The following is a 15456-nucleotide window of genomic DNA, read 5'->3' on the forward strand; positions in this document are numbered from 1 at the left end:
CACGCACGAAAGTAACATCGCATAAACCTTGCGCACTTTAAATTAAATCTCGACCCCTTATAAAATGGAGACAGCATCTACAACCAAAAACAAGAGAAACCATATGAATACAACGTTAGCGCAACATGAACAGGTACTACAAAAAAACAATCAAACACCAACAACTTCGCCCCCACAAATCGACTCCGGCGCGTCAGCATCTGCATACACCTCGGAAAACCGTATTACCGCCGCCGAGGCCTATTATCTATCGGTAGTGGACCAGGCGGGTGTAGTGGGCGGTCTTGGCGCGGAGCTCATTAATGTCGTCAACTCAATATTGCTTACCGCGCAAGACCAGTATCGTCACCCCGCGACCACTGCTCGCACAATTCTTGACAAGACCGATAGCGCCCTTGCCTACGCCTTTGAATTATTCAAGACAGAGAACAATCTGCCCGATAATTTCTTGTCCGATGATCAGTATGAAGGTCCGAAGGCTTATTGGGCTGACATCAGCCGCTCGCTGATCAAAGTCACTGACCAGGCACGCGCCTTGCTGGCCAAGGTGACAGACAACAATTCTCGCGCTGTGCCTGATGGGCGCCGCTACACCGCGAGCAACGTAGAAGTTGCCTGGTATGCCTCGGCGCGCAACCACCTCTTGTATTCATCGCAGGAGGCATTCATGGATGCCGTCGATGCCGCCACTGCCCACGGCAATTACCGGGAACATTATCTGCTGTTCAGTGATTGGATCGACATAAACCTGGGCAGTATCGACAAAAGCCCCTTCAAGGACGAAAAAGACCTGCTGCAACGCTGCCTGCGCTTTCTCGAACGTGCCGACGTGCAAACTTTCGCGGCCAGGCTGCTCAACGAACTGCTACCCGAATACGCCAGCCAGATCGGCAACCGAACCAACTTACGATTGACCGCCTATGCTATGGGCCGCTGGTCATACGACGATACCCTGGCGCCTTTTCATATCACCAGCCTGCTCTGGTCGGCTGACCCGGAAAATATCGAAGGTGCGCAAAACAGACAATCGGCGGATGTGCTGACCCTGCCGACCCCGGAGGGCTCGGAGCCGGTGGATATTCATTTCGCGCAGGGACTACAGCGTATTGCCCTGGATGCCCATGCCGGAGGTCTACGACAAGTCGAGCGCACGCTCAAGGCGCTCTCGGACCCAGACGACGCGCCGTTTTTTTCAATCCCTCCCCAAGATCCTTGTGCCAGCGCGCTCAGTGACGAGAAACTACGTGCTAGAGCGGATGAACGCTGGGGACAGACAAACAATATTGTCGAGGCACTCCACCCTACCGCTTTCTATCCTTTCTTTTTAGCGGGCGAGGACATTACCGGGGTAGCGCTGAAGGCGCTGAAGGCGCTATTAACCATTGATGAGGCCACGCGGTCTCTCTCGTATATCTGTCGCAGACCCGATATTCACAACCTTCTGTCGGACTTCACTGGCATGCGGATTCAATCGGGTGAAGGAGCCTGGGAGATTCTGCGTCGGCTCGTGCGCAGCCTTCTGGCCCCCATGGCCGCTATCGCAGATAACGGATTTTCTTCGATACCGGCATTTATCGCGCCCTGGCTAGCGGCTAATCAGCAAACGGATTTGCTCGAGCTGATTTTCACCAGCACGCTGCTGACACGCCAGTACCTTCCCGCCAGCGCCTGGAGACCGGGGATCGAACCACCGAAACCTACTGAAATTCCCTTGCCGGAGACCTTGCTCCTTGTGGATGATCCAGACGCCACGTTCGCGGCCAATCGACAAAAGTTGCAGGAGGTCATCAAGGAAACGTCGTCAACACCGGCATTCACCTCACGCCTGCTCGACAAGATCGGCTTGAATGCTCTCTTTATCCAGGCCCTTCCGGCATGGAACACCTTCGAACACTACCAACTGCTGCAAGGCTTGCCGACATTCAGCGAATGGGCCGCGCAAATGGCGCCGGCTCCCGTGCCAGCGACATCGGCGGCGTTGACTTCGGGCGAGCAAGCCTACCTGCTGGTGGAGACACTACTGAATATCGCCTGGCCAGCGGTGAAAGACCTATGGCAACTGGGTCCGAAGCTCAGCGGCGCGCCCACGGACAGCGAGGCCCAGACCTGGGGGAACCTCAAGGAGCGGCTGATTGCTTCTATCCATAAACGCCTGATGGACCAGAAAGTGATCGACCAGCCAGGACATGCGAGCTTTCTCGCCGGTCTGCTACTGCAACGCGCACGTCCAGAACTGTTCCTGCGCGACAGCGACAGCTTGACCCTCAATTATCAAAGTGATCCTGCCGCCATCACCTTGCGTTGGGCGGCAAGACTACTGAACGAAGTCAGTCCCCGTACCTCGATGGCCTGTTCGATCGCCGAAGTGGTGAGCATGGCCAAGGATATCGCCAGGCAAAGCGGTATCGATATCGATTCGCGGCAAATGCACGACGCCCAAATGCTTTCCCCAGCCAGGGAGGCAACGCAGCATCGACTCAGTGAGTTGAGTGGACTGATCCTGGGCGAACAGACCATCGCCACCGCCCGTGCCTGGGGTTATACCAACGCCATGGAGTGGCTCAACCTGACCAAGGACACAGAAGAGCGAAACCAGATGCATCTACTGTCGGTGAAACATGAGCAGGCGCCGGATCTGCGCGCCATGGCGAGCGTGCAACTCTGGGCCTTGGGTACTGATCCTCAAGCGAACTTCGGGGATCAGGACATCAGCACTCTCGATGCTTTTCTCTGTGGCATGAACATGGTCAATCACGATTATTACATTGCCCAGAGAAACGCCCTGCTGGAAAAGTTCACGTCTGATTCGAATCGCTACAAAGAACACTACAAGCCCATTATCCAATCGCAACTTGAATTGATCTTTCAGGGTTTGCCGCTGGAAAAACTTCATATCCTCGACACCGGGCGCTGGCGAATCCTCGCGCCCTCGTCACGCCACTCGTTGTTCTACAAAGCAGGCACCCTGGCCGTAGTCGAATTCGAAGCGCTGCAGGGCAAGCAAAGCCAATTCTTGAATATTCTGAAGTCGGATGATGGACTGCAAACCAGCTGGATCGATATCTGGAGCCGCTCCGCCATGCTGCTACCCAAGCCACCCTCTGCGGGAGGCAGGTTGGTGAGGTCTGGTATCCCTGCCGGTGTCGGATTGGAAGCCGGTGAATGGTACGCCGGGCTGAACGCATCCAGACTCTGCCCCAGCGATCCCGTCAGCACCGCCCATCAGGTAATAGATAAGCTGATCACCCCTGTATGGGATGCGCCCATGACATGGGCGGTCGATTATTCCAAGGAACAAAATATCCTCCCGCCACGCAATCGAGGAGAACGCTTCAGCCTGTTGTCGCTTATCCCGTTCTATGACTACTTTGCCAAACCTGCCGCCGAGCGAAGCAACGAGGACCATCTGGGCCTTACGATGGAGATCGTACTCACCGCGCTGCCTGGAGCCAAAGGCGTGGGTTCCGCCGTCAAGACATTGGGCACCGCCGTTCGAGCGGGCCTGCAAACGGCCCTTGGCCAAGGGCTGAAAAGCCAGGTTTTTTCCATCGGACAGCACGCGCTCACCACCGCATCGGGACAGACTGTCCGTAGAACCGTCATCGGTGGTTTATGGCAGACCTTGAATAATCTGGGCAGCGGCGTCAGCACGGGGCTGGCGAACCAGACCTTTCGCCAAGGCCTGCGCAAAGGCGGCCTGCAACTGACTTATGCGGTTGGCGAAAGCATCTTTTCCGCTTCGCCCATCCCCTTGTACAGCCCACGGACACTTGTGCGTTCGGCCAACAAGCTCTGGCAGAATATACGCAGTAGCGCAGGACAGACCGTGGAAGCGCTGAACAATGCCAAGCAGGCGTTCAAGCAACAACTTGACTCGGCGGCAAGCCAGGTCACCGGCAGGTTTCGGAAGAACAACGGCTGCCCGATGCCAGTTCGTCGCAGCCCAAGGGCGACCAACCTTCCATTCGATAAAATGCTGTCCGTTCGGGCACTTGATTGTATTTCTCTTGAGAATACCCTGCCTATCAGGCACGTTCCCAAGCTCGATCTTTTCCTCGGCTCCGATACCCCGCAAATCCTGGTAAAGCGGATACCGGAAGCAAACTCGACGAACGTACATGCAGCCTTTAAGAAGAAGGCCAATAGCCGGTCAGAGGCGATATTCACGCAAAAATTTCTGATGAAAAATCCAGATGAGAGCTGGAACATCGCGGTCCGTGATCGGGATAATAGCTGGGCGGCGCTCACTGCCAGGCAACTCACTCATTATCATGAAAAGATAGAAAGCATTCTGCCAAGTCGTGCGCTGCGCAATAAGTTTTATATGCAGATGCAAGGAGATACGCTTAATTCACCCTCATGGAAAAAACTTCATGAGACATCCTTACAGGAAGCACGGACACCCACGATTTCACGACTTAAACGCCCCGCGCCGGAAACCCCCGAATCGCCTCCCGCGACAACCCGACATTTCGATAGCGTTCCTCACTGTCCGGGCCTGAAAAGCCAGGAGATTCCGCGATCGGAGTGGAGCGAGTTCCTGTACAAATACATGGGCCGGGATAAGTATGCGGCTATTCGCGGAAGTGGCTACGGCACTGCCTTGCACATGCACCTGCCGGTCACCCGGCAAAGTCCGTTGGGCGACTTTACCCGTACCGATTATGGCATCTATGTGACCGACCTGGCACCGGGCAGCCTCCCGCACGAGAAGCTCTCCCAGAGTATTTTCGGCAAGCTGCACGGTCGCACGCAACAGAAAGCCCGAGCCTCTCATTACTTCGAACTGAGAACTTGCGAATTGCCAGAAGGTTGGACCTTGCACCGAATCTCCGGCCAAGGACTCTCGGGCGACAATATCTTCTTGATCAAAGGTCCCGTGCAAAATGGTCTCTTGCCGGACCTGCCTTTGAAAGGCTCGAAATTCAAGGAACCACTGAAGATCGTGGCAAGCCACGGTAAGTACCCACCTCCCGCACAGCCGTAACCCTCTTCAGGGACGAATACGCAGGGATTAAAAAGTGAACGGGCGCTGAAAGCTGAAATATATATTCAATATCTCTCCCGCCTGGCCGATAGGTTATCAAAGCCTTGCGGATTGAAAAACCATGCGTAACAACCAACCCATCACCCAACGCGAGCGCACCTTTCCCGCTCAGCAACGGTTGATTTCCACGACCGACGCCAAAGGTGTGATCAGCTACTGCAACGACGCCTTCGTCGAAATCAGTGGGTTCTCCCGCGAAGAGTTGATCCGTGCGCCGCACAATCTGGTGCGGCACCCGGATGTCCCGGCGGCGGTGTTTGCGCACCTGTGGAATACGCTGAAACAAGGCCAGCCATGGATGGGCATTATCAAGAACCGCTGCAAGAACGGCGACCATTACTGGGTCAACGCCTATGTCACACCGGTTTTCGAAAGCAATCAGGTGATTGGCTATGAATCGGTACGGGTCAAGCCCAACGCCGAACAGATTCGCCGGGCAGAGGCGTTGTATCGACGCCTCAATCAGGGCAAGTCGGCCATCCCCCAACGCGACAGGTGGCTGCCGGTGGTGCAGGACTGGCTGCCGTTCATCCTGGTCAGTCAGGTGAGTTTCCTGATCGGCGTCTGGCTCAACTCTCACTGGGGCTTCGCCCTCGCCGCCGCCGTTTCGGTACCGTTGGGCCTGCTCGGTCTGAGCTGGCAGCAACGCGGTCTCAAGCGCCTGCTACGCTTGGCCGAACAGACCACCTCGGACCCGCTGATCGCGCAGATGTACACCGACAGCCGAGGTGCCCAGGCGCGCCTGGAGATGTCCATTCTCAGCCAACAAGCACGCCTGAAAACCTGCCTGACCCGCTTGCAGGATACCGCCGAACACCTGAACGCCCAGGCCCGCAAGTCCGACGAGCTGGCCCGGAAGAGTTCCAATGGCCTGGACCGCCAACGTCAGGAAACCGAACAGGTGGCCACCGCCGTCAACCAGATGGCCGCCACCACCCTGGAAGTCGCCAGCCATGTCCAGCGCACGGCCGACGCCACCCAGGAAGCCAATCGGCTGACCCGCCGTGGCCGCGATATCGCCGGGGAAACCCGCGAAGCCATCGAGCGCCTGTCGATGGTGGTCGGTGAAACCGGCGGCACCGTGACCCAACTGGCTAAGGACAGCGACGAGATCGGCGGCGTGGTCGATGTGATCAAGGGCATCGCCGACCAGACCAACCTACTGGCCTTGAACGCCGCCATCGAAGCGGCCCGCGCCGGGGAAATGGGTCGTGGCTTCGCAGTGGTTGCCGACGAGGTGCGCCAACTGGCGCAACGCACCAGCGAATCCACCGGGCAGATCCATACCCTGATCGCCAAGCTGCAACAGACCGCCAGCATCGCCGTGCAAACCATGCACGCCGGTCATCGCCAGGCCCAGGAAGGCGTGGCGCGGGTCCTGGAGGCGGACGCCGCGCTGGTGGGCATCAGCGCGGCGGTAGCCAATATCACCGACATGACCACCCAGATCGCCGCCGCTACCGAAGAACAGAGCTGCGTGGCCGAAGAGATCAGCCGCAATATCAGCACCATTGCGCAATTGGCGGAGCAGACTTCGGAGCAGGCGCACGACTCGGCACAATTGAGTGAAGAACTGACCCATACCGCCAATACGCAATACTCTTTGGTGGAGCGCTTTAATCGCTGACAGATCACTGGCGACACAACAAACCCGATGACTGACAATCATCGGGTTTTTATTGTGTGAATAAAATAAGCAATTTTTCTTTTTAGCAAGTAAGAATTTTCTTTATATATACAAACTTAAAGCTTACACAAAATAAACAAACAACCCCACTCAAGCAAAACTCTTGACAACCAATCAAACTTACTATTCGTTGGGGCCTTGGCATCCTATCGCACAGGCAGTTACCTTTCATTCAAGACTTGAGTGCCTTATTTGCCAAATAAGCATGCGACAACGCAAAACACCGGCAATAAACGCCAATGCGTTCGAGTGTGAAAACGGCTGTCAATATTCAATTGGATTACAGGGATATCCGTATGAAGGATTTAGCAAGCACTCCACAAATTCGTCTCATGACCCAGGATCTTATTGCCCCCTTTGTCAAGCAGGCAGATCCGAAGGATGGGCTGTTGCAGGCCAACGACCTTAATTACCCAGTCACTGTGTCGTTTCCAACTTGGCCCGATGCGACACCTGATGACCGCTATCAACTCACCTGGAATAACACACTGATTGGCGAGCCAATGCAACTTCCATCCGCTCCACCGCCTGGAGATATGTTGTACCCCGAGCTTCCCGTGACGATGCTATCTGTCGAAGGGACCTACCAACTCGGCTATGCGGTCACGACATTTCCCGACACAATGCCCCTGCTGTCCCAGACAACACCCATTATCATCGACCGCACCCCACCTGGCGGCACACTGCTCGCTGCCCCAATCCTCCCGGCGCTCGCCGTCGACGGCCTGACCGACAGTGAACTGATCGAACTGGGTAACCAGCTCACGATCACTATCCCCGGCTACTTCGACATGCAATGGGGCGATGTCATCCATAGTTACTGGGGTGAACAGGCCGGCCCCGCGCATACGGTACAGGCTGATGAGCCCGGAACCGACAAAGTCCGGATCACTGTCGAGCGCCACTTCCTCGAACAACTGGGCAACGGCGAGCTCACCGTCAGCTACAACGTCCGCGACCGGGCCGGTAATACCTCGGTACGTTCACAACCGGTCATCCTCAAGTTGCGGTTGCAGCAACTGCCGGTCAACCTGCAAGCCCCCATCGCCCTGCAGATCGAAGGCGGCCAGGTTCACGATGTACACGCCCGCATAGGCGTGAAAATCGCGGTTCCCCGCTACGAGCATGTCGCCATTGGCGACGAAATCAGGGTGTTCTGGAACGGCGAGCAAACCGCCGGCCGACGCGTTATCAGTGCCCATGAGCAGCAAAAGCCCCTGCTGCTGAACGTGATGGTGCGTTACCTGGCCATCTCCCGTCATGGCGACGGTCCGGCCAGGGTGCATTACCAAGTCTGTCGCAATGGCGAGCTCTTCACCTCCCCGGACCTGGAGCTAGAAGTTTTTTTGCAATTGCCCGGGCCCCAAGACCCGACGCCGCAGACGGTGGTCAACGAAGCACTGGCGGCTCCGGTAATCAAGGGCAAGAACCCGAATGCCCGGACGCTGGACAACTACCTCGACGAGGACCACGCGCAACTCTCGGCCGACGCGATCATCGCCTGGCGCGACGCCTTCCGGGCCGGTGATCGGATCAATCTGTTCTGGGGCAAATCGACGCAGCCGCTGGTACACCTGATCGGCCAACGGGATATCGACAGCGGCGGCGCCCTGGTGATCAATGTGCCGAACCGTCTGATTACCGAACAGGGCTGCGGGGTGGACATCTGCGTGCAGTACACCGTGACGCGCGAAGACAACCCAAACACCTCCTACTCCCCCAAACAGTCGGTGGCGGTGATCTTCCAGATGCAGTTGCCAGGCGGTTCGCAGGGGCTACCGGAACCCGTGTTCAGAGGGGCCAACGTGCTGAATGTGATCGACCCGCGCAAGGACCCGGAGGGCACCGTGGTACATGTGACCCCGTATCGCAACATGAAGGTTGGTGATCGGATCGTCCTGCAGTTCTTCGGCTTCGATGCCCTGACGGGAGGCCGCGAGATCGTTGCGGCGCAGTTCACCGCAGAGCGCTGGGTGAGCGACCGCGAGATCCGCCACGGCTGTCGCTTCCGTGTGCCGCTGGCACGCCTGATGGCCGTCGAGCATGGCCGTGGTCGGGCGCGTTACGAGGTCATCGGCGAGCTGGGACGCAACACTTCGCTGCCGGCCGACGTCTATATCTCATCGCGTGCAACCGTTATGGTCCGCTGATCGCCGAGCATAAAAAAACCTCGACGAAGGATCGTCGAGGGATTTTCCGTCACGCGGGGACAATGATATCCGGCATGATGCCCGGCCATTAGAAACCGTAGCGCATACCGATATTCACACCCCAGGGTTGTTCGATGTTCTCGCCGTTCATGTAGTCGAAGTTAGCGTGCAACTGCAGGTTCTTCGACAAGGCAGCCGACACCCCGACACCCAGTTCGGCACGGGTACCGGACAGGTTGTTGTCAAAGGACACATCATTGATTTTCACCGTATTACCGCGACGAGAGAACTCATGGACCATCGCCGCCCGCAGATAAGGTTGCAGCAAGCCACCATCACTGAGTTCAAGGTTACGCCCCAGGGTTGCCCCCGCCTTGCCGAGCACGGACAAGGTGTGGTCGTTTTTTGCCCGCAGGCCATTGTCCAGAGTGTAGCTGTCGCCCTTGACGTTGACCGTGGACAGTTGCGCATAGGGTTCGACAAACATCGCGTCTTGCAATTTGATGTGCTTACCGAACTCCACCGAACCACCGTAGGCAAAGTTGTCATAGCTACCCTTGGCCTTGGCACCATTGGTCATCGAGACATCCGCCTGGTTGCGAAAGCGGTTGAGCTTGGCGACCGCATCCAGGTAGTAGCCCTCCTCCGTCAACCAGGTGCCGTAGGCCCCGATGTAACCGCTGTCGACTTTGCCGGCGGTGCCGCGACTCAGGCTCAGGTCGGACTCGCTATGACCGGCCATGACCCCGACCAGCAGTTGCCCATTGCCCACCGGCACGGGCAGGTCGACCCCAAGCGACAAGCCTTTCTGACGTTGCTTGTAGCTAAACCCGCCATCCGCGCCAACGTTGTACTGGTTGCCGTAACCGCGAATCCAGCCGCCTCCTTCGCCACTGGTACGAATTTCGCCCATGCGATTGCGCAAGGTCGCCAACTCACCATACCAGACCGTCGGCCCGACACTGAACAAGCCCAACGCCGCCTGAGTCGAGGGGCTGATGGTCTTGCCGGAGCCGACGATAAACCAGTCGTCACCTTGTTTTTCCAACTGGTAGGAATAGACACCGATGTCGACACTGCCGCCGACCACATCGAACACGGCACTGCCGCCTTCAGTGTGTACTACCTGCAGTGGGGTGATCTCGGGAGAATTGGGCTCCAGGCCGGTGTTCTGGATATTCAGCAGAAACTCGCCATGGGCCTCGCCATTGATGTCCAGCTTGTCGCCGGTGTTGTCCACCAGGTTGACCTGCATATTGAACATTCCGCTGCCGGACAACTCGCCCAGCGACAGGGTATAGAACTGCTCGGCGGAGCCCAGGGTCACACTGCCGCCGCCCAGGGACAGCGACTTGACCTCGGCATCACCAACCATTGTCCAGTTCGCGCCGTTGTTGATAGCCACGCTGTTGGTGTTGACCAGGTTACCGGTGAGCTGGGCATTGTTTTGCACAATGACATCCAGGGTGCTGGTGTCGTCAGCGACCAAATCGCCGGAAAGGGTGCTGTTGTCGGCAGTGAAACTCAGTTCGCTGGCCCCCGTGACATCCACCAGCCTGCCGTTACCGGCCAACAGAGTCGAACCGTTTTGCACGACAATACCCGCCACCGCCGCGTCGACGATCCGGATAGCCGGCCCGGTTAAGCCTTCGAGCGTTGAATTGTCCAACACCACGGAGGTACTCGAACCGACCGGTGCCGGCATACCTGGACCTAAGGTGTCGCCGGTGATATGCAAACCAACGGACTCCCCCTGGCCCAGGCTACCGTTGCTCATGTGCAAGGTACTGCCAGCGAGACGAATCGCCTCTCCGTCATTTCCCCCTCCCGCAGTGGCGGTTACCACGGTGCGATTCAAGGTGAGGTCACTCAGCGGCGCGACGATTGCACCAATTCCCACGCCAGAAACGCTACTGTTTTGAAGATTGGCCGAAGAACTCAATAGGTCATCACCGGTGAATACTGTACCGATCTCCAGTCCTCTGCCTGTCGCATTGTTGATCGTGCCATTGACCACAGATGTGCTGGCATCGAACAAGGACAACCCACCATTGACAGTCCCGTTGTTGATATTGACCACGGAACCACCGCTGACCGTTACCCGATCGGTCACCGCCCCGTCGAAGATTTGCAATACTCCCCGGTTGGTCACGGTCCAAGACTCTACCGGGCTGGAAGCGTCCAGGGTTTCAAGCCGGTTGTTCACCGTTCCGGTTATTGCACTACGCTCATCGAGCTGTGTCGCATGAACCTGAAAACCCAACGTCGCCCCACAGGACAAGCCTATAACCTTCAAACCGGCCTTATAAATAAGGTCTCTGCTTTCCTGATTCAGGTACCACATACTATTTCACCTGCATAAATAGAGAGTGTTCTATTCTGCGCAGGGCAATAGGGCTTTAACACACAACACATCCCGATGGACTACAAGCAAACTCCCAAACAAAGGGTGCAAAACTCCTACAGAAATTTACCCGCCACCAACGCAAAAAAATATTTATATAAATCCATTGACACCCGCCGTAAATCCCGATTACTTCAAAACCAGATTGAGCCTATCCAGCGCTTTATCGCCACGTCGAGTTTAATGATGTTGTAGGGTTGCGCACTTTATGAAAAGTGCCGATCAGACGCATGAATTCGCTCGCACGAAATACCTTATATAAAAATTTTCAATACTGAGAAACTGACAATGTGCATCTCAAAAAGCCCGATCATCCTTAACCGTAATACCTATAGCCGAACAAAACTGAATTTCTACGACAAGCCGGATGTAACCCTGGCATTGATTGATGGCCTATTACCCATCACTGCATTGAATGCGCCCCTGGAAGTTACCTTTCCACTGGCCGACGATGCCGGCCTTCATTATTCCTATCGATTGTTCTGGGAAGATGACCCACTGGGTGATGATTGGGTAAACGTGACACAAGATGACTTGGACAACCCGACGCGCCGCTTACGGCTGTACGTCCCCACGGAGTATCTGGTGGAGAAAAAAGATCCGGCCAATCCGACGGACAAAAAATACAAGTTGATCTATAAGTTCTTTAATAACGACAACCAGCTCGCTACTCCCTCTTTTGATTATCTGCTGGAAATCGACCAGACCAGACCCGGTTTGCCTGACCACGGCCCCATGATTTTCCCGCGCGAAGTAGAAGGTGGCCTGACTTCGGCGGAATTGACGGCACTGGGTGACCAGCTGGATGTCCGTATCACCAGTTACAACGTCATGGTGGAGGGCGATACCATCGAGACGTGGTGGGGAAATATCCGGGGCCCGTCTACTACTGTCACTAAAGAGGAGGAGGAACTGCAGGCCCTCATGCTGCCTTTTACCCGTGCCTTTCTCGAACAGGTCGAAGCACAGATCGGCAGCGGCGAAGCCGAAGTCACTTACTTCGTGACTGACCGCGCACTGAACATCTCTCCACGCTCCGAACCCGCCTATGTCAAGCTGCTATTGGAGGATATCCCGGAAGATCTGCGCGCACCGATTGTGCAGCAGGCCGACGATGGCCTGATCGACTATCAGGACGCGAAAACCGGCGTTACCGTCGGCATTCCCCACTACGACGGGGCGGCGCCCGGTGACAGAATCAGGCTGTTCTGGGGCGACGGCAACCCACTGCCGGAGCTCGACCTGCGTCCTGGCGACGAAAACAAGGACCCCGTACTGGAACCCGTTCTGCAGTTCGATGTGATCAATCTCATTCCGCAGGGACAGGTCAACGTCAAGTATGAGGTCCGTCGCCAAGGCGATCTGAAGGGCACTTCGCTGGTCAAGCCAGTCACTGTGTTTCTTACTTTGCCGATACCTGAAGAAGACCTGCGCGCCCTGACCCTTCAAGGCACCAGTAGCAATCCCAATGTCGAGGACAATGTCATCGACCCGGATGACTACGAACTCGATGCGCGAGCGATTTTCCGCTGGGTGACCGGCCTGCGTGTCGGCGACTTCATCAACCTGACCTGGGGCGAGCAGCAAGTTGCACAGTGGTATGAAATCAAGCAGTCCGATTTCGATGCCGGAGTGGATTTCACCATCCCCATCAGCAATCGGGTTATCCAGGATCAAGGCACCGGGCCGGCCATTGCGGTCAGCTACACCGTGACCCGCACCGGCAACCCCAACCCCGCCAACTCGCCGGTCCAGCCGGTTGCGGTACGCTCGCGAACCGAGCAGCCAGGTAGTGACGCCGGATTGCTAGCGCCACGTTTTACCCGCACGACACCGGGCGGTGTTATTGGCCCGATCGAAAACCCCAATGGCACACCACTGCACGTTGATCCCTACGACAATATCAAGGAGGGGCATACCGTCTACATGACCTTCGACGGTTATGACAGGGACGACAACCTGATCGCCGGCGCACACCACACCGATCAACGCGAATTCGATCAATGGGATATTGTCAACGGTTATGACTTCACCATACCCGATGACAAATTACGGGCACTTTGTGTCGGTCGTGCAGAAGCTACTTTCCGGGTTATCCCCAAACCCGAGCATAACCAGGAACCGGCAACTTCTCTGGTGGGCCATGTACGGGTGGATATGAGCCGTCCTGGCTTTGGTTGCGCATAACGTGTTTAACGACGGATCAGTTCGATCCGCCGTGGCAAATACCTGAAGTTTGAAATATCGCCGGGAAAACCCGGCGATATTGAGCAGTTCTTCGCAGCCATTTATTGATTGACTGCAATACTATTTCGACAGGATTTAATAAAATGAATGATTCTTTTGAAAAATATCAGACTCAAGCCAACGAACGCCTGCTGCAAAAACCCAGGGTGGAATCAGCACTTGATAATGGTGAGGGACTCTTACCTATCGATGTCCTGAATGCTCCGGTTCCGGTTACTTTTCCGGTATGGGTCAACCCCAGTACCGCCGAAACCTATCAGCTACTCTGGAATGATGTGCCTATCGGAACCCCCGTTCCCATTACCGAAGACGATAAACCGGGAGATCTGTTGACACTTGATATTGCGCCGGAGCTGTTGAAAGAAGGCACTTATCAACTGAAGTATCAAATACGCAACACTCACAATGGCGCAACCACACCTTCTTTTTTCACGCCCATTGAAATCGACACCACCGCCCCTGGTCACCCCACCACTCTCGCGCCCCTGGACTTCCCCCCAGCCGTCAATGACGGCCTCACTTCGGAAGAACTGACACAACTGGGCGATGTGCTTCCAGGCACCATCCACGGTTACAGCGGCTTCGACATCGGCGACCGGATTCGAACTTTCTGGGGCGCCATCGAAGGCCCCGGCGGCCAAGTCGAGGAAGATGACATAGAGCCCCGCAAAGTCATCATCGAATTTCCCCGTGCCTTTCTCGAATCGCTGGAGGACTTCAACGGTCCGGTGTTTTACCAGGTCACCGATCGGGCCGGCAATCCTTCGGATAACTCCACCACCACCCAGGTTCGGCTGTTGCTCAACGAACCGGTTACCGATCTCCCCGCGCCGATCATCGACGGCTATATCGAGCCCATCGACCACGAACAAGCGCAAGCCGGTATCGAAGTGTGGATTCCCACCTCGGAGCTGGTGGCAGGCGACGACCAACTTCTCTTGCATTGGGGCAGTGTCCCCTTAGGCCCATTCGACCCCGAGTCCATCGGCCAACCGATTGTCCTGCGCATTGATGTGGATTTCGCGACCGTCGAAGCCGCTGGCGACGGCGCCATCCGCCTGAGCTATGAGCTCAGCCGTGAGGGTCATGTCATCGGCTACTCGTTACCACTGGATATCGTGGTCAGGGCCAGGCTGCCGGTGCCCGGCCAAATGCAACGACCGGTCATTCGCGGCGCCTCGCCCGGCGCCACGGACAACCTGATCGACGAAAATGATTTTGAACGGGATGCGAACGCCATCATCGCCTGGAACCCCGGCTTTATCGAAGGACAGCTCATCCAACTGTCCTGGGGCGGTCAAGCAATGTTCGAACCGCCTTACCGCATCACCGCAGGCGATGTCAGCGCCGCCCGCGACCTGAATCGACCGGTTCTGAACAGTCGCTTCCAGCCGGTCGGCACCGGCACCGATATTCGCGTGCAGTACATCGTCACCCAGGCCGGCAATCCAAATACTTCAAGATCGCCGGAACAGAGCATCATCGTCCGCTCGCGGGATGAACTGCCCGGTGGGCCGACAGGGCCCGACGCCCCGCTGTTCACTGACTTGAACGAACACGGTGCGATCAACACGATCAACGGTCGGGACGGGGCACCAGTCCACATCGCCCCTTATCTGAATATAAAGCCTGGTGATGTCATCCATTTCCTTTACGAAGGCTTCGACCAGCTGGTGGGCGGCAATCCGAAAAACCAGTGGCCGCATACCTCCGAACCGCTGACCGAGGAACAGACCCGCAACGGCTACGACCTGCGGGTGCCAAGAGCGGTGCTGGACAGCAGTTGCTACGGCCACGCCGAGGCTACCTTCAGCGTGGACAGCATCACCGGCACCGGCCGCTCGAAACGCCAGAGCGCCTACGTCGACATGCGCGTGGGCAGCCGATGTCCGCCAGCGTTTCGCCAATAACCGCCCCCTCA

At 56.6% G+C, this 15456-nt stretch carries 6 protein-coding genes; 5 read left to right on the top strand and 1 reads right to left on the bottom strand.

Annotated elements, in window-relative coordinates; all coding sequences use genetic code 11:
* Positions 1–103: 103 nt before the first annotated feature.
* The 3 genes from BMX68_RS13720 to BMX68_RS13730 all read left to right on the top strand — a co-directional run bounded on the left by BMX68_RS13720 (position 104) and on the right by BMX68_RS13730 (position 8884).
* Positions 104–4987, top strand: coding sequence for a hypothetical protein (locus tag BMX68_RS13720; RefSeq protein ID WP_143063289.1), 4884 nt, complete (start codon positions 104–106; stop codon positions 4985–4987).
* A gap of 121 nt (positions 4988–5108) precedes the next feature.
* Positions 5109–6674, top strand: coding sequence for a methyl-accepting chemotaxis protein (locus tag BMX68_RS13725; protein ID WP_060782779.1), 1566 nt, complete (start codon positions 5109–5111; stop codon positions 6672–6674).
* Between the two features lie 356 nt (positions 6675–7030).
* Positions 7031–8884 carry a hypothetical protein gene (locus BMX68_RS13730; protein WP_026013158.1) on the top strand — a complete coding sequence of 618 codons (1854 nt, stop codon included), beginning with the start codon at positions 7031–7033 and terminating at the stop codon, positions 8882–8884.
* Positions 8885–8972: 88 nt separating this feature from the next.
* Here the strand turns inward: BMX68_RS13730 and BMX68_RS13735 are convergent, their stop codons facing one another.
* Entirely contained in the window at positions 8973–11090 is a 2118-nt protein-coding gene (locus tag BMX68_RS13735) for an autotransporter outer membrane beta-barrel domain-containing protein (protein WP_017131821.1), read from the bottom strand.
* Positions 11091–11576: 486 nt separating this feature from the next.
* Here BMX68_RS13735 and BMX68_RS13740 point away from each other — a divergent pair, with 486 nt between their 5' ends.
* The gene (locus tag BMX68_RS13740; RefSeq protein WP_017131820.1) at positions 11577–13475 is read left to right on the top strand and encodes a hypothetical protein; all 1899 of its coding nucleotides are present in this window, start codon (positions 11577–11579) and stop codon (positions 13473–13475) included.
* A gap of 143 nt (positions 13476–13618) precedes the next feature.
* A complete protein-coding gene (locus tag BMX68_RS13745) occupies positions 13619–15445 on the top strand; it encodes a hypothetical protein (RefSeq protein WP_060782777.1) in 1827 nt (608 codons plus the stop codon).
* Positions 15446–15456 lie beyond the last annotated feature (11 nt).

Source organism: Pseudomonas agarici (assembly GCF_900109755.1).
GTDB lineage: Bacteria > Pseudomonadota > Gammaproteobacteria > Pseudomonadales > Pseudomonadaceae > Aquipseudomonas > Aquipseudomonas agarici.